This window comes from Streptomyces sp. NPDC056527 (assembly GCF_042794475.1).
Lineage (GTDB): Bacteria > Actinomycetota > Actinomycetes > Streptomycetales > Streptomycetaceae > Streptomyces.
Genome location: NZ_JBHTTQ010000022.1, coordinates 1 through 18,383, shown reverse-complemented (window position 1 = coordinate 18,383; position 18,383 = coordinate 1). Strand labels below are relative to the sequence as shown.

Here is an 18,383-nt window from a genome sequence, read left to right as displayed (position 1 = left end):
GCATGTACGCACCGACGCCCGACGACTGGCACGAGGCCAACCGTGCCCGCTGGGACGAACGAGTCCCGATCCACGCCGCCAGCGAGTTCTACGACCTCGACGCGTTCCGGGCCGGCAAGGAGGCGCTGCGCGACTTCGAGCTCGCGGAGGTCGGCGACGTCACCGGCCGTTCCCTCCTCCACCTCCAGTGCCACATCGGCCTGGACACCCTGTCCTGGGCCCGGCGCGGAGCCTCGCACGTCGTCGGCCTGGACTTCTCCGAGCCCGCCGTCGAGACGGCCCGCTCGCTCGCCGCCGACCTCGGCCTGTCCGCGGACCGGGCCGCGTTCGTCGCCGCCGACGCGTACGACGCCGCCGAGGCCGTCCCCGACTCCTCGTACGACATCGTCTACACCGGCACCGGGGCGCTGAACTGGCTCCCCGACATCGAGCGCTGGGCCGAGACCGCCGCCTCGCTCGTCGCCCCGGGCGGATTCCTGTACGTCGCCGAGTTCCATCCGATCACCGACTCCCTCGACGACGAGACGGGGAGCCGGATCGTCAACGACTACTTCGTACGCGAACCGTGGGTGGACACCAGCTCGGGCACGTACGCGGACATGGAGGCCGCCACCGTCCACAACCGGAGCGTGGAGTGGGTGCACCCGGTCGGCGAGGTCGTCACGGCCGTCGCCAAGGCGGGGCTGCGCATCGAGTTCCTCCACGAGCACGACGTCTCGCTCTACTCCCGGTACGAGACGCTCCAGCGGCAGGAGGACGGGTACTACCGCTTCCCGGCCGACCGGCCGCGGATCCCGCTGATGTACTCGCTCAAGGCGTCCCGCCCGCGCTGACGCGGATCACCGCGCGGCCGCCGGCCAGGTCGACCGTGGACCGGTGCGGCGGCGCGCCGTCCTCCTCGTCGTCCCGCAGCACGAGCGCGCTCTGCCGCTCCTTGAGCTCGTTCTGCTTGCCCTGCGAGAAGGTGGCGTGCAGCTGCTCGAAGCCGGTCGAGGAGACCTGGCCGCTGCGTCGGCCGAGCCCGGTCGCGCGCAGGATCTGGTCGGCGAAGGCGACCACGGTCAGCAGGATGACCAGCCCCGGCAGCGTCACGAACACGGCGAACTCCATGCCGCTCATTGTCCGGGATGCCGGCCGGAAAGGGCAGGGCTCGCGCAGGCGGTGTCAGCCGCGGGGGGTGTCCGACGCCGAACCGGCCGGGGGCGTCTGCCGGTGCGATCCGGTGATCGTCTTCGACAGACGGCTGCGGACGACGGCGGTGCCGATCGCGCCGGCGAGCGCGGCTGCGCCGAGGCCCAGGGCGAGGACGGACGGGCCGGAGTCGGAGACGACCTCGGCGGGGACGGTTGCCGCCGCCTCGGCGGCTGTCTGGAGGGGGTGCATGTCCCCAGGGGACCGGACCGCGCCCCACCGGGCCACCTGACGGCCCCCGATCGGGGTCCGGGGCAGGCGGCCCCGCGGCTCAGGCGCTGTCGGGCGCGTGGGTGCGGAGCCGGGCTTCGAGGCCGTCGAGGATGGCCTCCACACCGAACTCGAACTTCTCGCTCATCACCGCGGCGGGGTCGACACTCTGCTGGGCCTCCATGCGGGCGCGCAGCCGCGGGTACTGGGACGCGATCCCGTACGCCCATTCGGTGACGCTCTGCGCCGGCTTGCCCTCGTCGCCCTTGCCCCGGGGGGCCTGCGCGGTGGCGATCGTGGCCTCGGTCGCGTCGACGAGCAGGGTGCCGGCCACGAAGGTGAAGGCGGAGTTGACCGCCCAGTCGAGCTCCCAGTCCTTGAAGCCGGCCGCTTCGTAGATCGCGCACGAGTGGTCCTGGAAGCGGGCCATGCCGTGGCCGTAGACGAAGTGCGAGCTGATCGCCGGGACGAGCCAGGGATGGCGCTTGCCCAGCGCGTACGTGTCGTGCACGAGCGCGCGGGCGGCGGCGCGCCAGCCGACCTCGGCAGGGTCGAGGAACGTCAGCTCGCTCCACACCGAGTCGGCCGCGAGCACGACGAGGCTCTCCTTGCTGCCGACATGCCAGTACATGGCCGTCGCCGCCGAACCCAGCCGCTGGCCGAGCCTGCGCATGCTCAGTCCGTCGATGCCCTCGCTGTCGAGCAGCTCGACGGCGGCTCGGACGATCTGGTCTCGGGTCAAGGTCTCACGCGGCATGGACTCAGCGTAGCCGACTTTCTTGCACGGTGTTCAACTCGGGGGTTGCGCACTGCCCGAGTCGTCTTTTACGGTGTTCAAGTCAGCGCAGTTGAACACCGTAAAAGTGAGGGGTGACCACAGTGACGGCCACGACCATCGCCGCACCGGCCACGGCCATCGAGGCCGTCGGGCTGCGGAAGTCGTACGGGGAGAAGCTGGTCCTCGACGGGATCGACCTGCGGATCGAGGAGGGCACGATCTTCGCGCTGCTCGGTCCGAACGGCGCCGGCAAGACGACGACCGTGGAGATCCTCTCCACCCTCGTCCGCGCCGACGGCGGCCAGGCCCGGGTCGCCGGCCACGACCTGACCCGGCAGGCCGACGGCGTGCGCCGGTCGATAGGCGTCACCGGCCAGTTCGCGGCGGTGGACGGTCTCCTGAACGCCGAGGAGAACCTGCTCCTGATGGCCGACCTGCACCACCTCGACCGCCGCGAGGCCCGACGCCGCACCGCCGAGCTCCTGGAGCGCTTCGAGCTCACCGAGGCGGCGAGGAAGCCGGTCTCCACCTTCTCCGGAGGTATGCGGCGCAAGCTCGACCTGGCCATGACGCTGGTCGGCGAACCGCGGATCATCTTCCTCGACGAGCCCACCACCGGCCTCGACCCCCGCAGCCGCCGCACCATGTGGGAGATCATCCGCCGCCTGGTCGCCGAGCAGGGCGTGACCATCTTCCTCACCACGCAGTACCTCGAAGAGGCCGACCAACTCGCCGACCGCATCGCCGTCCTGGACCGCGGCCGCCTCGTCGCCGAAGGAACGGCGGAGGAGCTGAAGCGCCGCATCCCGGGCGGACACATCCGCCTCGCCTTCGCCGACGAGTCCCGACTCGCCACCGCGGCCGCTCTCTTCGCCGGATCCGCCGCGGACCACGAGGAGCTCACCCTCCGCATCGCCGGCGACGGCAGCCTTCCCACCCTCCGCGCCGTCCTCGACGTCCTGGACGACGCCTCCGTCCCCGCCGAGAGCCTCACCGTCCACACCCCGGACCTCGACGACGTCTTCCTCGCCCTGACCGGCTCCGCCAACGCCCCGAAGGAGAACGCCCGATGAGCACGAACACGATCACGAGGACGAACCCGAACGCGAGCGCGGTCACGGGCGGGAACGGCAAGCCGAAGTCGTACGCGCTGCGCGACTCGATGACGATGCTGCGCCGCAATCTCAAGCACCAGCTGCGCTATCCGTCCATGACGATCGCGATCGTCGCGATGCCGGTCCTGATGCTGCTGCTCTTCGTGTTCGTCTTCGGCAGCGCGCTCGGCGAGGGCATCGGGCTCGCGGGCGACCTCGGCGCGTACACCGATTACGTCACGCCGGGCATCATCCTGATGGCCGTCACGTCCGGCTCGATCTCGACCGCCGTGTCCGTCTGCACCGACATGACCGAAGGCATCGTCAACCGCTTCCGGACCATGTCGATCTCCCGCGGATCGGTGCTGACCGGTCATGTCTTCGGCAACCTGATCCAGGTGACGGTCATCCTGGTCATCGTCGTCGGCGTGGCCCTCGCGGTCGGCTTCCGGCCGGAGGCCACCTTCGTCGAATGGCTCGCCGCGCTCGGTCTGGTGCTGTTCCTCGCGTTCGGCCTCAGCTGGATCTCGGCCGCCATGGGCATGGGTGCCAAGACGGTCGAGGCGGCGAGCAACGCGCCGATGCCGCTGACCTTCCTGCCCTTCCTCGGCAGCGCCGTCGTCACCACCGACTCGATGCCGACCGGACTGAGCTGGTTCGCCGAGTACCAGCCCTTCACCCCGATCAACGAGACCCTCCGGGGACTGCTGCTCGGCACCGAGATCGGCAACAACGCCTGGATCGCGCTCGCCTGGTGCGCGGGGCTCGCCCTGGTCGGCTACTTCTGGTCCCGCTCGGCCTTCAACCGCGAGGCCACCCGCTGACGTCTAGGGTCTTTCGTTTGGATCAGGCCGAACCCGGCAAGATCCAAACGAGAGGCCCTAGGACAGCCAGGCCATGCCGATGAGCAGGAAGACCACGAAGGCTATGCCGCCGGCCACGGCGGCGGTCTTCCTGGGACGGCGCCGGGAGAGGGCGGCAAGACCGCCCTCGCTCCGGCGCGCTTGTCGTCGTGGAGCGGCGACGGCGGACTGAGGCCGGGCTTGAGGCCGCGGCTGAGGCTGGGGCTGAGGCGCCCGGGACCGCGCCTGCGGCTGCGGCATCGACGGCGCGTGGCGGGGCTGCTGACGCGGTTGAGGGTGGTGCTGGGGGTGCTGCCGGCGCTGATGCGGCTGACTCGGCTGAGCATGGGGCTGCGGGTGACCGCGCCAGGCGCCCGAGGAGAACCAGTCCGCGATCGCCTGGGCCGGGGGTCTCTGCTCGGGCTCCTTGGCCAGCAGCGTGAGGAGGTACGCCTCGAACGCGTCGGGCAGCCCCACTCCGAGCTGCCGGGGCGGCGCGGGCGGAGTGTCGATGTGCTGGTACAGCAGGGCGGTCGCGGTGTCGCCCTGGAACGGAGGCCGTCCGGTGAGGAGTTGGTACAGCACGCAGCCGAGCGAGTACACGTCCGACGCCGGCGACGCGGGCCGGCCGAGAGCACGCTCGGGGGCGAGGTAGAGGCCGGTGCCGACGATCTGTCCCGTGGTGGTGAGCCCGGCGGAGGGGTCGTCGACGAAGCGGGCGATGCCGAAGTCCGCGAGCTTCACGGTCCCGTCGCCGTCGAGCAGCAGGTTCCCGGGCTTGATGTCCCGGTGCACGACACCTTCCCGGTGTGCGGCGGCCAGCCCGGCGGCGGCGTGGGCGGCGACATGGGCCACCCGCTCCGCGGGCAGCACGAGCGGGTTCCCCGGGTTTCCGGCGAGGCTCTCCCCTTCGACCAACTCCATGACGAGGAACAGCTTTCCGTCCCACGTACCGAAGTCGAAGACGCCGACGACATGCGGATGACTCAGCCGCGCCGCCGTCTGCGCCTCCAGCCGGAACCGGTCGGCCGCCGAGGGGTCGGTCCCGTGACCCAGCATCAGCTTCACGGCCACGGCCCGCCCGAGCACCTCGTCGGTGGCCTGCCACACCTCGCCCATGCCGCCACGCCCGACACACGAGTGGAGCCGATATCGGTCCGCGACCAGCACCTGAGACCCAGCCTTTCGACGGCAAGCCAACCTGACAGGCAAGCCAACCTGACAGAGCACGCGTCGCCGTACCCCGCTGTCGGCGCCCGATGCCGTTCCAGGGTAGGCGGCTTGATCGACATCTCGTCCACGAGCCCCGGCGCAGTGGGGGGCTCAGGGGATCAGAGCGCCGCTTCTACGTGCTCCTCCCGCTCGGATCGGGCGCCGGTCCCGAGGACCTTCCCGTGGCGTATCTCCGAAGCGGACAGCAAGGCCTCCAAAGCCCCTCGGGCCTCGGCGATTCGGCGGCGCCACTCTTCGCCTCGCAGGGCCGCGGTGTCCCACTCGACCACCGGTTCGGCGCCGGTCGCGCAGTAGCCGTAGACCTGGTGGGCCACCTGGTCGGTGAGGAGTTCGTCGTAGTGGAACGACCCCTCGAAAGCCGCCCAGGCCACTGCCCGCGTGTCTGCGCAGACACGCCGAAGTGCTGCTCGCGTGTACTCGCGGAGATCGAGCGAGACGTCATCGAAGTCGATGTCGTATGACACCAGACCGAGCCGCTCGACGGCTTCAGGTTGCCCCAGCAGAGGGAACGGCAGGAAGGCGTCAGGGACCATCTCGGCGAGGTGAAAGGCCTCCTTCGGCAACGGGGTGTTGCCGGAGCCGATGACGAACACGTTCACCGAGACCGGACCGCGCCAGCACAGCACGTCACGCATATCACCCGGCATTGTCCCCACCCTCTTCCCTGACCGCCTCCGAGGTGCGCACTGCCGTCGTACGACGCCGGTCGCCAGCGGTGTGTCCGACCTCGACGCCATCATGACAAGCGTGATCACTGCCGACCACCGCTTTAGGGGAGGGGGCAGGCGATCACTGGTCTGACCTGCAAGCTTCCGGCTTGGGTAACACCCTCGGGGCCATTGCGGTTGCTCCCGGCTCCCCGTGGTTCCCCGCAGCTTCTGGCACCGGCTCAGCGGCCGAGACCGGACAGTCCGTCACCGAGGACGCTTGCTCCCAGAAGCAGCAGCACGATCACGGTGATCACGGTGCTGTTGGTGACCATGAACTGTCTGACGCTGTCCAGGAACGACGCGGCGCGCTGTCCGCCGACGAGATGAATGCCGACGGCCCCAACCACGGTGCAGGAGGCAATGAGTACGAAGACCGCGACAGCTGCGGCGAGGCCGACGTCGTGGACGCCGGCCTCGACGATCGAGGCGGTGGCCGACGCTGTCAGCATGAGGTTCTTGGGGTTGGCGCCCGACAGCAGCACCCCGAGGAGGAGCGCCCGTCCGGCCGTGGCGTCGTCGAGCCGGGCCATCCAGCGGGGGGCCTCCACCTGCTCACCGGCGCGCGGGCGATTCCACCACTTGCGTACCCCCAGCACAATGAGGGCTGCTCCGGCCAGCACCCGTCCCCAGTCCGCGATCGCCGACGACGTGCTGTCGGGGTCGTCGGCCCCGCCGAAGAGCACCGCGACGAGCGTCGCCGCGATGCCAAGGCCGGTGATCCACCCGGCCGCGAACAGCAGTCCGTTACGGCGGCCCTGCGAGCCGGAAAGGATCAGGACGATTCCGATGAGGGGGAAGGGACTGAGCGCGACCGCCAACGCAGCCGGCAGCATGGCCCCCATTGCCTGGCTGAGCAACGGATTCCCTTTCACCTCATGCGATCGGAGCAACAGATCAACGTGCCCCCGCAACGGCCGCACCGGGCTGCCGCGCGCATCCACTGCGTGACCAGCATCTTTCGCTGACACCCGATGCTGCCCTATCAGGAGTGCCGGTGCTTTCCGAACTCGCCGAAGAAAGCTCCGGCACAGCTTCGTGTCCCTGCTCTCCGGCCGTGGCGTCCCGCTGGGAATGATCTTCCGCCTTGTCGGCCACTCGGGGACGGCAGTGGCCGAGGAGGTCTGTCGGAAGCAGATCCGGCCCGTGATCCAGACCGGCGCCGTCGTCATGGGCGGGATCTTCGGCGCCGACCCGCAGGGGTCGTGGACGCACGGGAAGCAGTGGTCACGCAGACGGAAACAGGTGAGGCCGGTACTGAGATCAGTACCGGCCTCACCTGGTGTTTCGGCTGTCGGGGTGGCGGGATTTGAACCCACGACCTCTTCGTCCCGAACGAAGCGCGCTGCCAAGCTGCGCTACACCCCGATGTCACTGCTCTGTTCTTCACGTCGCGGCGACATCGATTACTTTAGCCCACCCGCGCCCGGAGACGAAATCCGGTTTTCGCGGGGCAGCGCCGCAGGTCGGATGTGGTGCGGTCGATGATCGCCCGGGCGGCCCGTACGTGGGGGACGTCTCAGTCGCGCGCCGTCAGCGTCAGCAGCGTCGCCTCCGGGGGGCAGGCGAAGCGCACCGGGGTGAAGCGGTTCGTGCCGCAGCCCGCCGAGACGTGGAGGAAGGAGGTACGGCCCTCCACCGTGTGCGTCGAGAGGCCCTTCACCCGGTCCGTGTCCAGGTCGCAGTTGGTCACAAGGGCGCCGTAGAAGGGGATGCACAGCTGGCCGCCGTGGGTGTGGCCCGCCAGGATCAGGTCGTAGCCGTCCGCCGTGAACGCGTCGAGCGTGCGCAGATACGGGGCGTGGACCACGCCCAGCGAGAAGTCCGCCGTCAGGTCGGGGCCGCCCGCCACCCGCTCGTACCGGTCGCGCTTGATGTGCGGGTCGTCCAGGCCGGTGAAGGCCAGCTCCAGGTCGGGCAGCTTCAGTCGGCCACGGGTGTTGGTCAGGTTCACCCAGCCCGCGTCGTCGAAGGCGTCCCGCATCCCCTCCCACGGGTTGTGCACCGCGCCCACCACCGGCTTGTTGCCGTTGAGCCCGTGCCGCCCCTGGGCCTTCTCCAGCAGATAGCGGGCGGGGTTGCGCAGCCGCGGCCCGTAGTAGTCGTTGGAGCCGAAGACGTACACGCCGGGGAAGTCCATCAGCGGGCCGAGCGCGTCCAGGACCTCCGGGACCGCGTCCGTGTCCGAGAGGTTGTCGCCCGTGTTGACCACGAAGTCCGGGCGCAGCCCCGCGAGCGACTGCAGCCACTTCCGCTTCTTGTGCTGGCCGCACACCATGTGGACGTCGGAGACCTGAAGGACCCGCAGATCCCGCATTCCGCGCGGGAGTACGGGGATCGTCACCCGGCGCAGGCGGAACGAGCGGGCCTCGAAGCCCGCCGCGTAGACCAGTCCGGCCGCCGCCGTCGCCGTAAGACCTGCCGTGACCTTCAGGGGGATCCCGTACCGTGCGCGCATCCCCCCATCGTCGCAGACCCGATGGAGGGAAATGCGCGGGCGGGCAGGGTGGGGCACCTGACACACTTGGGGCATGACCACGCTCAAGGCCAAGCTTCAGGACGACCTCAACGCCGCCATCAAGGAGCGCGACGAGCTGCGCTCCTCGACGCTCCGGCTCACCCTCACCGCGATCACCAAGGAGGAGGTCTCGGGCACGACCAAGCGCGAGCTCTCCGACGACGAGGTGCAGAAGGTGATCGCCAAGGAGGCGAAGAAGCGCCGTGAGGCCGCGGAGGCCTTCGCCCAGGGCGGTCGCACCGAGTCGGCCGAGCGGGAGAAGGCCGAGGGCGTCCTCCTCGACGCGTACCTGCCGAAGCAGCTCGGCGACGACGAGCTGGAGCAGATCGTCGCGGCGGCCGTCGCCGAGGCCAAGGCCGCCGGAGCCGAGGGCCCGCGGGCCATGGGCGCCGTCATGAAGATCGTGAACCCGAAGGTCGCCGGGCAGGCCGAGGGCGGCCGGGTCGCCGCCGTCGTGAAGAAGCTCCTCGCGGGCTGACACCCCCCCCCGGGACGCCGGACGCGAGCGGCTCGCCGGCCGAGTCACCGGGACCGGGAAACGAACGAGGGCGCCTCTCCCGGGAGAGGCGCCCTCGCTCATGTCCGTGCCCGTGGGCTAACGGCCGTTGCCGCCGTTGTTGCCACCGCGGCCGTTGCCGCCGCCGATCAGATCCGGCGGGATCGTGATCCCGGGGAACGGGTTGTCGTCCCCGTCCCGGTCGCCCGGCTTCTCGTCCTCGCGCGGCTTGCCCTTGTCCTTCTCCTTGTCCTCCGGCTTCTCGCCACGAGGTACCGCGATCGGAGCGAAGGACGGCGTCTCGGAGGCGGTCAGCGCCCCCTTCATCGCGATCTTCCAGATCGGACCCGGGAGGCAGCCGCCGCAGACCTTGTCGTAGGTCACCCCGCCGATGACGATGTCGTACATCGACTGCTTCTCGCCGACGTCGTCACCGACCCACACCGCCGTGGACAGGTTCGGGGTGTACCCGACGAACCAGGCGTCCTTGCGGTCGTTCGTCGTACCCGTCTTGCCGGCGTTGTCGCGGTCGGTCAGACCGGCCTTCGTACCGGTGCCGTCCTCGACGACGCCCTTCAGCATCTGGTTGACGGTGTCGGCGGTGCGCTCGCTCATCGCCCGCGAGCACTCCGTCTGAGGCACCTTCAGCTTCTCGCCGTTGGCCGTCTTGATCGACTCGATGGCGATCGGGGTGCAGTACGTGCCGCGGTTGGCGAACGTGGCGTACACCGCCGCCATGTCGAGCGGGGTGGACTCCTGGCCGCCGAGGGTGATCGAGGGCAGTTCCTGGAGCTTCTTGCCCAGCTCCTTCTCGTACCCCATCTTCTTCGCCATCTCGACCGTCTCGCACAGCCCGGTCATCTGCTCGAGGTGGGCGAAGTAGGTGTTGATGGACTTGCCGAGCGCGCTCGTCATGTCCCAGGTGCCGGCCTCGGACTTCATCTCGTTCTGCAGGTCCCAGTTGCCACCGCCGGACGGACCGCCCGCGCAGGTGGTGTAGGAGTCCATCGGCAGCGAGATCTTCCAGGGCGTGGAGAAGGACTGAGCCGGGCTCAGCCCCTTCTCCAGGGCCGCCGCGGCCGTGATCGGCTTGAACGTCGAACCGACCTGGAAGCCGTACGTCGTGCCGCCCATCTTCTTGCCGACGGCGAGGTTGAGCGTGGTCTGGTGCTGCTTCTGGTCCAGGCCGTACGGGCGGGACTGGCCCATCGAGAGGATCTTGCCGCTGCCCGGCTGGACCTGGACGACCGAGGCGGCGACCTTGTCGTCCACGTTGATCTTCGCGACGGCCGCTTCGTTGGCCGCCTCCTGGGCGCGCGGGTCGAGCGTGGTCCGGATGGTCAGGCCACCCAGGTTCCACAGCTTCTGCCGCTCCTCGACCGTCTTGCCGAAGACCGGGTCGTTGAGGATCGTCTTGCGGACGTAGTCGCAGAAGAAGCCTGCGCCGTCGACGGCGGTGATGCAGCCGTTCTTCGGGGCCTTCACCTTCAGCTTGATCGGCGCGGCCTTCGCCCGGTCCGCCTCCGCCTGGCTGATGTCCTTCACGTCGGCCATCCGCTGGAGCACCGTGTTGCGGCGCTTGGTGGCTTCCTGGAGGTCGTTGACCGGGTCGTAGCGGCTCGGCGACTGGACGAGGCCGGCCATCATGGCGGCCTCCTCCAGCTTCAGGTCCGCGGCGGGCTTGGAGAAGTAGCGCTGGGCCGCCGCCTCGATGCCGTACGCCTGCTGACCGAAGAAGGTGATGTTCAGGTAGTTCTCGAGGATCTTCTTCTTCCCCAGCTCCTCCTCGACCTGGATCGCGAACTTCAGTTCGCGGACCTTGCGGCCGATGGTCTGCTGGGTGGCCTGGGCGACCTTCTCGGGGTCGTCACCGGCCTCCTCGACGAAGACGTTCTTCACGTACTGCTGAGTGAGCGTCGACGCGCCCTGCGCCACGCCGCCCGACTGGGCGTTGCGGTTGATCGCGCGCAGCACGCCCTTGAGGTCGATCGCTCCGTGCTCGTAGAAGCGGGAGTCCTCGATCGCGACGATCGCCTTCTGCATGTACGGGGAGATCTTCTCCAGCGGCACGACCTTCCGGTCGCGCGAGTACACGGTGGCGAGGTGGCCGCCCTCGGAGTCGAGGATCGTGGTGCGCTGACTCAGGGGCGGCGTCTTCAGGTTGGACGGGATCTCGTCGAATCCCTCGACCGTGCCCTTGGCCGCCAGTCCGAGTGCCCCGGCCGCGGGCAGGGCGATGCCTGCCAGCACGGCTCCGGAGAGCACACTGACACCGAGGAACTTGGCGGCCTGCTGGGTCCCGGTCAGACCTCCGCCCGAGCGCTTCTTTGCCATGGGGGCAGCCTACGTTCTCATTCGCCGGACACACGTATATGCCTTGGCCTAAGCTGCTCTCAACTGTCACAGCAGTGTGGTTCTGCATCAAGACCCGGGCGTGACATCGGTATGAAATCCCTTGAACCCGAAGCTTGGGAAGCCATGCCCGATTCCGCCCCATGCGTCACTCGACGCCCCAAGTGACTCCGTCACAGTCGGGCGAACTGTACCGGTTCGCCGGATTTGACACGCATGTCCACCGGTCACTCCCCTGGGTGATCTGCCGCGTACGCATAGTCCGTTCGGGCCATTCAAGATTGGGCCCGAAGGGGGTGTTGCGCTGTGCCCACCTTCCGTAACGTCACCAACTGGCAGCGGTGAATATGCCGCTACCGCCGTGGGGGAGCCTCGATTCGGGAGAGGACGGCGCCGGTATGGGCTGGGTAGCTGACTGGAGTGCGCAGGCGGCCTGCCGCACTACCGATCCGGATGAACTTTTCGTTCAAGGAGCGGCACAGAACAGGGCGAAGGCAGTGTGCACCGGATGTCCGGTGCGGACCGAGTGCCTGGCCGACGCCCTGGACAACCGCGTGGAGTTCGGTGTGTGGGGCGGGATGACGGAGCGCGAGCGCCGTGCCCTGCTGCGCCGGCGGCCGACCGTCACCTCGTGGCGGCGACTGCTCGAGACAGCGCGCACGGAGTACGAGCGGGGAGCGGGCCTGCTGCCCGTGGCGATCGAGGACGACGCGACGTACGAGGCGTACGCGGCGGTGGGCTAGCCCACCGGCTCACGACGTTCGAGACGTACGAAGGCGTACGACACGTCCGAGACGTGCGCAGCGTATGAAGGCGTACGGCAGGTTCGACACGTACGCGGCGTACGGAGACGTACGAGGCTCGTGCGGCGGTGGGTGATGCCCCCGCCGACGTCCGTACAGCTCAGGCCGACGGCATCCGTCCGGCCGTGAGCCGATCACCGATGGCCCGCAGCCCTGCGAGATCGTGTACGTCGCCGGGCAGGGCGGCCACTTCGGCCACAGCCACCTCGGGGTGGAGCGCCGTGAAGCGATCACGCGTGCGCTGCTCGCGCGCGAGCACCTGCATCCGCTCGGCATGGAGACGGAGCAGTCCTGCGGTCAACTGCTGAAGGTCGTGCGTGGTGTCGTCGGCTGTGGGGGCAGCCTCGTCGTGCGAAGTGCGTGCGGCGGCGGTGACGGTGGCGGCGCTGGCGGTGTCCGACAGCTCGGGGGGTGTGGCTCGGGAGCCACGAACACCAGTCTTCCCGTCCGTCTGATCGACAATGCGCCCCTCGTCAAGATTTTCCGCGGCGGCCCGCGCCCGCTCGGCCGACAGCCGGGCGGCGCCGCTGCCGTGGACCCGATTGAGGACGAGACCGGCCAGCGGCATCTCCTCCGCGGCGAGCCGTTCCACGAAGTACGCGGCCTCGCGCAGCGCGTCCCGCTCGGGCGTGGCCACCACGAGGAAGGCCGTGCCCGGAGCCTGGAGCAGCTTGTACGTCGCGTCCGCCCGGGTCCGGAAGCCGCCGAACATCGTGTCCATCGCGGCCACGAAGGTCTGAACGTCCTTCAGGAACTGGCCTCCCAGCAGCTTCCCCAGCGTCCCCGTCATCATCGACATGCCGACGTTGAGGAACTTCATCCCCGCCCGGCCGCCCATCTTCGCGGGGGCCATCAGCAGCTTGATGAACTTCCCGTCCAGGAAGGACCCGAGCCGCTTCGGCGCGTCCAGGAAGTCCAGCGCCGACCGGGACGGGGGAGTGTCGACCACGATCAGGTCCCACTCGTCGCGGGCCCGCAGCTGCCCCAGCTTCTCCATCGCCATGTACTCCTGCGTACCGGCGAAACCGGCCGACAGGGACTGGTAGAAGGGGTTCTCCAGGATCGCCCGGGCCCGCTCGGCGTCCGCGTGCGCCTCGACGATCTCGTCGAAGGTCCGCTTCATGTCGAGCATCATGGCGTGCAGTTCGCCCGCCCGTCGCTCGCCGCCACCCTTGCCCGAATCGCCGCGCGATGCCCCTCCGGATTCGGACCCGTCGATCCCGTCCACCTTGCGGGGGATGTTGTCCAGCGAGTCGATCCCCATCGACTGCGCGAGCCTCCGGGCCGGGTCGATCGTCAGCACGACGACCTTGCGGCCGCGCTCGGCCGCCCGGACGCCGAGGGCCGCCGCGGTCGTCGTCTTGCCGACCCCGCCCGCCCCGCAGCAGACGATGATCCGCGTGCCCAGGTCGTCGATGAGCGGATCCAGATGCAGGACAGGGGCGGAGTCGAGCCCGTTCAGGGCGGGCACGGAGTCGAGACCGTTCACCGCGGCAGCCTTCTCCGTCACGCGCCCACCCCTTGCTTCCGCAGGTCCTTCGCCAGCCGGTACAGGCCCGCGATGTCCGCCCCGTCCCCGAGGAACGGGAGTTCGTACGTCGGTACGCCGAGCCCGGCGAGCGCCGCACGCTGCTCGCGCTCCAGCTCCACCCGCTGGGCGTGCTCGCCGGCCTGCTCCAGGAGCGGCTCGACCAGCTTCGTACCGCCGGAGATCCCCACGGCCTCCAGGGTCTTCGCGATCGCTTCCCGGTGGTCGCCGGAGGCGGCCCGTACCGCCGCCTCGTCGAGGACGTGCGGACGGACCATGTTCACGATGATCTCGCCCACCGGAAGGTCGGCCGCGCGCAGCTCTGCGACGCCGTCCGCGGTCTCCTGGACCGGCATCTCCTCCAGCAGCGTCACCAGGTGCACCGCCGTCTCCGGGGACTTGAGCACCCGCATCACGGCCTGCGCCTGATTGTGTATCGGGCCGATCCTGGCCAGCCCCGCCACCTCGTCGTTCACGTTGAGGAAGCGGGTGATCCGGCCGGTCGGGGGCGCGTCCATGACGACGTGGTCGTAGGTGTAGCCGCCGTGCTTCTCGCGCCGGCGGACCGCCTCGCACGCCTTGCCGGTCAGCAGTACGTCCCGTACGCCCGGCGCTATCGTCGTCGCGAAGTCGATCGCGCCGAGCTTCTTCAGGGCCCGGCCCGCGCTGCCCAGTTTGTAGAACATCTGGAGGTAGTCGAGGAGCGCGCGCTCGGCGTCGATGGCCAGCGCGAACACCTCGCCGCCGCCCGGCGCGACGGCGATCTTGCGTTCCTCGTACGGAAGGGCCTCCGTCTCGAAGAGCTGTGCGATGCCCTGTCTGCCTTCGACCTCGACGAGGAGGGTCCGCTTGCCCTCCGTCGCGAGGGCGAGCGCGAGGGCGGCGGCGACCGTCGTCTTACCGGTACCGCCCTTGCCGCTGACGACCTGGAGCCTGCTCACGTCATCGAGCCTAACCACTGGCAGGCCCGCCTAAGCAGGAGGCTACCTGTGGCAGCGGATACAGTCGGCTCCATGACCAAGTGGGAATACGCGACCGTGCCCCTTCTCGTGCACGCGACGAAGCAGATTCTGGACACCTGGGGCGAGGACGGGTGGGAGCTCGTCCAGGTCGTTCCCGGCCCGAACAACCCCGAGCAGCTCGTGGCCTACCTGAAGCGGGAGAAGTCCTGATGAGCGGCGCCGTCGAGGCGAAGCTCGCCGAGCTGGGCCTGACGCTGCCGGAGGTCGTGCCCCCGCTGGCCGCCTACCAGCCGGCCGTGCAGTCGGGCGTGTACGTCTACACCTCGGGCCAGCTCCCGATCGTGGGCGGCAAGCTCCAGATGGCCGGCAAGGTCGGCGGCGAGGTCACCGCGGAGGAGGCCAAGAAGCTCGCGGCCACCTGCGCGCTGAACGCGCTCGCGGCCGTGAAGTCGGTCGCCGGTGACCTGGACCGGATCAAGCGGGTCGTGAAGGTCGTCGGCTTCGTCGCCTCGGCCTCCGACTTCACCGGTCAGCCCGGCGTCGTCAACGGCGCCAGCGAGCTGCTCGGCGCCGTCCTCGGCGACAAGGGCGTGCACGCGCGCAGCGCGGTGGGTGTCGCGGTGCTGCCGCTGGACGCTCCGGTCGAGGTCGAGGTCCAGGTGGAGCTCGTCCAGGCCTGACCGCCCGTACGTTCGTCAAGAGCCGGTTCCCCCGCCCAGGGGGAATCGGCTCTCGTGCGTTCGGGTAGTTGCGCATACCATCCGGCCATGTCGAATGGTCAGTGGTACCCACCGGAATGGCCCGACCGCATCCGCGCCCTGGCGGCGGGCGAGCTCACGCCCGCGGCCCCCAGGCGGGCGGCGACCGTCCTGCTGCTGCGCGACGCCGCCGAGGGGCCGCACGTCCACATGCTGCGGCGACGCACCTCCATGGCCTTCGCGGGCGGTGCGTACGCGTATCCCGGCGGCGGTGTCGATCCGCGTGACGAGCACCCGGTGCGCTGGGCCGGACCCTCCTTGGAGAGCTGGGCCGAGCGGCTCGGCGTCACGGGTACGGAGGAGGCGCAGGCGATCGTCTGCGCGGCCGTGCGCGAGACCTTCGAGGAGGCGGGCGTGCTGCTCGCCGGCGGGACCGCCGACTCCGTCGTCGACGACACGACGGGGGAGGACTGGGAGAAGGACCGGGAGGCGCTGGTCGCCCGCGAGCTGTCGTTCGCGGACTTCCTGGACCGGCGCGGGCTGGTGCTGCGCTCGGACCTGCTCGGCGCGTGGGCGCGGTGGATCACCCCGGAGTTCGAGTCCCGGCGGTACGACACCTGGTTCTTCGCGGCCGTCCTTCCGGCCGGCCAGCGCACCCGCGACGTCTCGACCGAGGCGGACCGCACGGTCTGGATCCGCCCGGCCGATGCCGCGGCCGGCTACGACCGGGGCGAGCTGACGATGATGCCTCCGACGATCTCGACCCTGCGGGGCCTCGAACGCTTCGGTACGGCCGCCGAGGCACTGGCCGCGGCCCAGGACCAGGATCTGACTCCCGTACTGGCGCAGGCGCGGCTGGAAGGCGACAAGCTGATCCTGAGCTGGCCGGGCCACGACGAGTTCACCAAGCACGTCCCGATGAGCGGACGTCCGGACGCGGACGCGGGCGAGGGCGCAGGCGCGGCGGACGCAGGTACCGGCGCGGGCGCAGGCACGGGCGCGGACGTAGGTACCGGCGCGGGCACGGGCGCGGGCGCGGCTCCGGGCGCGACGCCCGGCGAGGGCGCGGACCAAGGCGCCGCGTCCGCGGCGGACGCGGATGCCCCGCGCGAAGGAGGTGCGCGATGAGTGACGCCGCCGCGCTGCCCGGGCAGCCCCGGGGCGGGGTCCTCTCCGGCCCCGCGACCGCCCGGGCCGTCAACGTCCTCGCGCCCAATCCGTCCGCGATGACGCTCGACGGCACCAACACCTGGATCGTCTCCGAGCCCGACTCCGACCTCGCCGTCGTCATCGACCCGGGGCCGCTCGACGACGGCCACCTCACGCATGTGATCGAGACCGCGACGAAGCTCGGCAAGCGGGTCGCGCTCACCCTGCTGACGCACGGTCACCCCGACCACGCCGAGGGCGCGAGCCGGTTCGCGGAGCTGACGGGGACGCATGTGCGCGCCCTGGACCCGGCCCTGCGACTGGGCGACGAGGGGCTCACCGCCGGGGACGTCATCACCCTCGGCGGTCTGGAGATGCGGGTCGTGCCGACGCCCGGCCACACCGCGGACTCGCTCTCGTTCCATCTCCCCGCCGACCGGGCCGTCCTGACGGGCGACACGATCCTCGGGCGGGGCACGACGATCGTCGCCCACCCCGACGGGCGGCTCGGCGACTATCTGGACTCGCTGCGCCGGCTGCGCTCGCTCACGGTCGACGACGGGGTCCACACGGTGCTGCCGGGTCACGGGCCGGTCCTGGAGGACGCGCAGGGTGCGGTGGAGTTCTACCTCGCGCATCGCGCCAACCGGCTCGCCCAGGTGGAGACGGCGGTCGAGAACGGCCACCGGACCCCTTCGGAGGTCGTCGCCCATGTGTACGCGGACGTGGACCGCTCGCTCTGGCCGGCCGCGGAACTGTCCGTACGGGCCCAGCTGGAGTACCTGCGGGAGCACGGCCTGATCTGACCCCCACCCTCGAGGGTTCGCGGTTCGTGTCTTACGCTCCGCTTACTTCGCGTGCAACCGACCGTAGTCCTCGGGGGGAACACTCATGTTCGTCATAGCCATCCTGCTGCTCATCGCGGCAGTGGTGCTCTTCTTCGTCGCCCGCTCCAACGACTCGAAGGGGCTCAAGCTCGGCGCCCTCGGCGCGGTCGTCGCGGGAGCCTTCTCGCTGATCGCCAGCATGACCTACGTGGTCAGCGCGTACGAGGTCGGCGTCCCGGTCGCGTTCGGCAAGGTGGGCGAGCCGATGACGTCGGGCATGCACGTCAAGTCGCCGTTCACCGACGTCACGACCTTCTCCACCCGCCCCGTCGACCTGAACCTCTCCGACAAGGACGTGGTCGAGGTCCGCTCCTCGCAGGGCGGCGTGATGGAGGTCGAGGTGACCGTGAAGTGGGCGGTCACGCCGGCCAAGTCGGTCGAGCTGTACCGGCTCGCGGGCAGCGAGGAGTCCATCCAGCAGCGTCTGGTCTACCCGGACAGCCGGGAGATCGTCCGCAACGTCTTCGCCCGCTACACGAGCGAGCAGGGCTACGCCACGGACCGCGAGAAGATCAACGCCGAGATCGGCACGCTCATCAAGGAGCGTCTGGCCCCGCGCGGGATCGACGTCACGACCGTCAACCTGCGCAACGTGAAGCCCTCGAAGGCTCTGCAGGACCAGATCGACCGCAAGATCCAGCAGCAGCAGGCGACCGAGCGCGCCACCGAGGCGTCCCGCACGGCCAAGGCCGAGGCCGACCGGCGCCGCATCGAGGCCGAGGGCATCGCCCGCGCCAACAAGATCCTCAACGACTCGCTGACCGACAAGGTCCTGATGAACCAGTGCATCGACGCGTACAAGGAGGCCGCGGCCAAGAACCCGGTCTACGCGGTTCCCTGCGGCGCCGCCGGCGGCAACCCGCTGATCGTCGACGGCACGAAGCGGTAGTGCTGCCGTAGCCGACGTACGAAGGAAGGCCGCCCGGTCCACGACC

General features: G+C 70.0%; 19 protein-coding genes, 1 tRNA gene and 2 pseudogenes. 11 read left to right on the top strand and 11 right to left on the bottom strand.

Annotated elements, in window-relative coordinates:
- Positions 1-2: 2 nt before the first annotated feature.
- Positions 3-833, top strand: a complete 831-nt coding sequence (locus ACFQ7Q_RS14210) for a class I SAM-dependent methyltransferase (protein ID WP_383553983.1) — start codon at positions 3-5, stop codon at positions 831-833.
- Here the strand turns inward: ACFQ7Q_RS14210 and ACFQ7Q_RS14205 are convergent.
- From ACFQ7Q_RS14205 to ACFQ7Q_RS14195, 3 genes are all read right to left on the bottom strand, one after another.
- Positions 811-1,110, bottom strand: a complete 300-nt coding sequence (locus tag ACFQ7Q_RS14205; protein ID WP_383553980.1) for a DUF6191 domain-containing protein — start codon at positions 1,108-1,110, stop codon at positions 811-813. The genes ACFQ7Q_RS14210 and ACFQ7Q_RS14205 overlap by 23 nt on opposite strands.
- Before the next feature lie 54 nt (positions 1,111-1,164).
- Positions 1,165-1,383 (bottom strand): hypothetical protein, encoded by a 219-nt coding sequence (locus tag ACFQ7Q_RS14200; RefSeq protein WP_383553977.1) that lies wholly within the window; start codon positions 1,381-1,383, stop codon positions 1,165-1,167.
- A 79-nt stretch (positions 1,384-1,462) separates the two neighbouring features.
- Positions 1,463-2,158 (bottom strand): TetR/AcrR family transcriptional regulator, encoded by a 696-nt coding sequence (locus ACFQ7Q_RS14195; protein ID WP_383553974.1) that lies wholly within the window; start codon positions 2,156-2,158, stop codon positions 1,463-1,465.
- Between the two features lie 113 nt (positions 2,159-2,271).
- On the opposite strand from ACFQ7Q_RS14195, the gene ACFQ7Q_RS14190 reads away from it, so the two are divergent.
- Together ACFQ7Q_RS14190 and ACFQ7Q_RS14185 are read left to right on the top strand one after the other, a co-directional pair.
- The gene (locus ACFQ7Q_RS14190; protein WP_383553971.1) at positions 2,272-3,252 is read left to right on the top strand and encodes an ATP-binding cassette domain-containing protein; all 981 of its coding nucleotides are present in this window, start codon (positions 2,272-2,274) and stop codon (positions 3,250-3,252) included.
- A gap of 89 nt (positions 3,253-3,341) precedes the next feature.
- Positions 3,342-4,097 carry an ABC transporter permease gene (locus ACFQ7Q_RS14185; RefSeq protein WP_383554151.1) on the top strand — a complete coding sequence of 252 codons (756 nt, stop codon included), beginning with the start codon at positions 3,342-3,344 and terminating at the stop codon, positions 4,095-4,097.
- 57 nt (positions 4,098-4,154) lie between these two features.
- Here ACFQ7Q_RS14185 and ACFQ7Q_RS14180 read toward each other — a convergent pair whose 3' ends face one another.
- The 3 genes from ACFQ7Q_RS14180 to ACFQ7Q_RS14170 form a co-directional block, all read right to left on the bottom strand.
- The gene (locus ACFQ7Q_RS14180) at positions 4,155-5,234 is read right to left on the bottom strand and encodes a protein kinase (RefSeq protein WP_383553968.1); all 1,080 of its coding nucleotides are present in this window, start codon (positions 5,232-5,234) and stop codon (positions 4,155-4,157) included.
- 212 nt (positions 5,235-5,446) lie between these two features.
- Positions 5,447-6,103 (bottom strand): hypothetical protein, encoded by a 657-nt coding sequence (locus ACFQ7Q_RS14175; RefSeq protein ID WP_383553966.1) that lies wholly within the window; start codon positions 6,101-6,103, stop codon positions 5,447-5,449.
- Between the two features lie 134 nt (positions 6,104-6,237).
- On the bottom strand, positions 6,238-6,999 hold the full coding sequence (locus ACFQ7Q_RS14170; RefSeq protein WP_383553964.1) for a GAP family protein: 762 nt from the start codon (positions 6,997-6,999) through the stop codon (positions 6,238-6,240).
- A 73-nt stretch (positions 7,000-7,072) separates the two neighbouring features.
- Between ACFQ7Q_RS14170 and ACFQ7Q_RS14165 the strand changes: the two are divergent.
- Positions 7,073-7,252, top strand: a pseudogene (locus ACFQ7Q_RS14165) (site-specific integrase); the annotation flags it as partial.
- A 97-nt stretch (positions 7,253-7,349) separates the two neighbouring features.
- On the opposite strand, the gene ACFQ7Q_RS14160 reads toward ACFQ7Q_RS14165, so the two are convergent.
- Positions 7,350-7,423: transfer RNA gene (locus tag ACFQ7Q_RS14160), tRNA-Pro, on the bottom strand.
- A 151-nt stretch (positions 7,424-7,574) separates the two neighbouring features.
- The gene (locus ACFQ7Q_RS14155; protein WP_383553961.1) at positions 7,575-8,513 is read right to left on the bottom strand and encodes a metallophosphoesterase; all 939 of its coding nucleotides are present in this window, start codon (positions 8,511-8,513) and stop codon (positions 7,575-7,577) included.
- A gap of 73 nt (positions 8,514-8,586) precedes the next feature.
- Here ACFQ7Q_RS14155 and ACFQ7Q_RS14150 point away from each other — a divergent pair, with 73 nt between their 5' ends.
- Complete coding sequence (locus ACFQ7Q_RS14150; protein WP_383553958.1) at positions 8,587-9,051, top strand: GatB/YqeY domain-containing protein; 465 nt, start codon at positions 8,587-8,589, stop codon at positions 9,049-9,051.
- 117 nt (positions 9,052-9,168) lie between these two features.
- On the opposite strand, the gene ACFQ7Q_RS14145 is transcribed toward ACFQ7Q_RS14150, so the two are convergent.
- Complete coding sequence (locus tag ACFQ7Q_RS14145; RefSeq protein ID WP_383553956.1) at positions 9,169-11,403, bottom strand: transglycosylase domain-containing protein; 2,235 nt, start codon at positions 11,401-11,403, stop codon at positions 9,169-9,171.
- 416 nt (positions 11,404-11,819) lie between these two features.
- Between ACFQ7Q_RS14145 and ACFQ7Q_RS14140 the strand changes: the two genes are divergently transcribed.
- The gene (locus tag ACFQ7Q_RS14140; RefSeq protein WP_015034550.1) at positions 11,820-12,164 is read left to right on the top strand and encodes a WhiB family transcriptional regulator; all 345 of its coding nucleotides are present in this window, start codon (positions 11,820-11,822) and stop codon (positions 12,162-12,164) included.
- 160 nt (positions 12,165-12,324) lie between these two features.
- Here ACFQ7Q_RS14140 and ACFQ7Q_RS14135 read toward each other — a convergent pair whose 3' ends face one another.
- Both ACFQ7Q_RS14135 and ACFQ7Q_RS14130 read right to left on the bottom strand, forming a co-directional pair.
- On the bottom strand, positions 12,325-13,713 hold the full coding sequence (locus ACFQ7Q_RS14135; RefSeq protein ID WP_383554148.1) for an ArsA family ATPase: 1,389 nt from the start codon (positions 13,711-13,713) through the stop codon (positions 12,325-12,327).
- Positions 13,714-13,730: 17 nt separating this feature from the next.
- Complete coding sequence (locus tag ACFQ7Q_RS14130; RefSeq protein WP_383553953.1) at positions 13,731-14,693, bottom strand: ArsA family ATPase; 963 nt, start codon at positions 14,691-14,693, stop codon at positions 13,731-13,733.
- Between the two features lie 72 nt (positions 14,694-14,765).
- Here ACFQ7Q_RS14130 and ACFQ7Q_RS14125 point away from each other — a divergent pair, with 72 nt between their 5' ends.
- From ACFQ7Q_RS14125 to ACFQ7Q_RS14105, 5 genes and pseudogenes are all read left to right on the top strand, one after another.
- Entirely contained in the window at positions 14,766-14,924 is a 159-nt protein-coding gene (locus tag ACFQ7Q_RS14125) for a DUF4177 domain-containing protein (RefSeq protein WP_017947820.1), read from the top strand.
- Positions 14,924-15,394: a RidA family protein gene (locus ACFQ7Q_RS14120; RefSeq protein ID WP_383553951.1), complete on the top strand. Its 471-nt coding sequence runs from the start codon at positions 14,924-14,926 to the stop codon at positions 15,392-15,394. The genes ACFQ7Q_RS14125 and ACFQ7Q_RS14120 overlap by 1 nt, the downstream gene beginning before the upstream one ends.
- Before the next feature lie 87 nt (positions 15,395-15,481).
- Positions 15,482-16,339 (top strand): annotated as a pseudogene (locus tag ACFQ7Q_RS14115) (NUDIX hydrolase); the annotation flags it as partial.
- 197 nt (positions 16,340-16,536) lie between these two features.
- Positions 16,537-17,367, top strand: a complete 831-nt coding sequence (locus tag ACFQ7Q_RS14110) for an MBL fold metallo-hydrolase (RefSeq protein ID WP_383553948.1) — start codon at positions 16,537-16,539, stop codon at positions 17,365-17,367.
- 85 nt (positions 17,368-17,452) lie between these two features.
- Positions 17,453-18,337 (top strand): prohibitin family protein, encoded by an 885-nt coding sequence (locus tag ACFQ7Q_RS14105; RefSeq protein ID WP_383553945.1) that lies wholly within the window; start codon positions 17,453-17,455, stop codon positions 18,335-18,337.
- The last annotated feature ends 46 nt before the right edge of the window (positions 18,338-18,383 follow it).

Coding starts and splice junctions, on each gene's coding strand:
- ACFQ7Q_RS14210 (WP_383553983.1), top strand. CDS start 3: ATGTACGCACCGACGCCCGACGACTGGCACGAGGCCAACCGTGCCCGC.
- ACFQ7Q_RS14205 (WP_383553980.1), bottom strand. CDS start 1,110: ATGGAGTTCGCCGTGTTCGTGACGCTGCCGGGGCTGGTCATCCTGCTG.
- ACFQ7Q_RS14200 (WP_383553977.1), bottom strand. CDS start 1,383: ATGCACCCCCTCCAGACAGCCGCCGAGGCGGCGGCAACCGTCCCCGCC.
- ACFQ7Q_RS14195 (WP_383553974.1), bottom strand. CDS start 2,158: ATGCCGCGTGAGACCTTGACCCGAGACCAGATCGTCCGAGCCGCCGTC.
- ACFQ7Q_RS14185 (WP_383554151.1), top strand. CDS start 3,342: ATGACGATGCTGCGCCGCAATCTCAAGCACCAGCTGCGCTATCCGTCC.
- ACFQ7Q_RS14180 (WP_383553968.1), bottom strand. CDS start 5,234: ATGGGCGAGGTGTGGCAGGCCACCGACGAGGTGCTCGGGCGGGCCGTG.
- ACFQ7Q_RS14155 (WP_383553961.1), bottom strand. CDS start 8,513: ATGCGCGCACGGTACGGGATCCCCCTGAAGGTCACGGCAGGTCTTACG.
- ACFQ7Q_RS14150 (WP_383553958.1), top strand. CDS start 8,587: ATGACCACGCTCAAGGCCAAGCTTCAGGACGACCTCAACGCCGCCATC.
- ACFQ7Q_RS14145 (WP_383553956.1), bottom strand. CDS start 11,403: ATGGCAAAGAAGCGCTCGGGCGGAGGTCTGACCGGGACCCAGCAGGCC.
- ACFQ7Q_RS14140 (WP_015034550.1), top strand. CDS start 11,820: ATGGGCTGGGTAGCTGACTGGAGTGCGCAGGCGGCCTGCCGCACTACC.
- ACFQ7Q_RS14125 (WP_017947820.1), top strand. CDS start 14,766: ATGACCAAGTGGGAATACGCGACCGTGCCCCTTCTCGTGCACGCGACG.
- ACFQ7Q_RS14120 (WP_383553951.1), top strand. CDS start 14,924: ATGAGCGGCGCCGTCGAGGCGAAGCTCGCCGAGCTGGGCCTGACGCTG.
- ACFQ7Q_RS14110 (WP_383553948.1), top strand. CDS start 16,537: ATGAGTGACGCCGCCGCGCTGCCCGGGCAGCCCCGGGGCGGGGTCCTC.
- ACFQ7Q_RS14105 (WP_383553945.1), top strand. CDS start 17,453: ATGTTCGTCATAGCCATCCTGCTGCTCATCGCGGCAGTGGTGCTCTTC.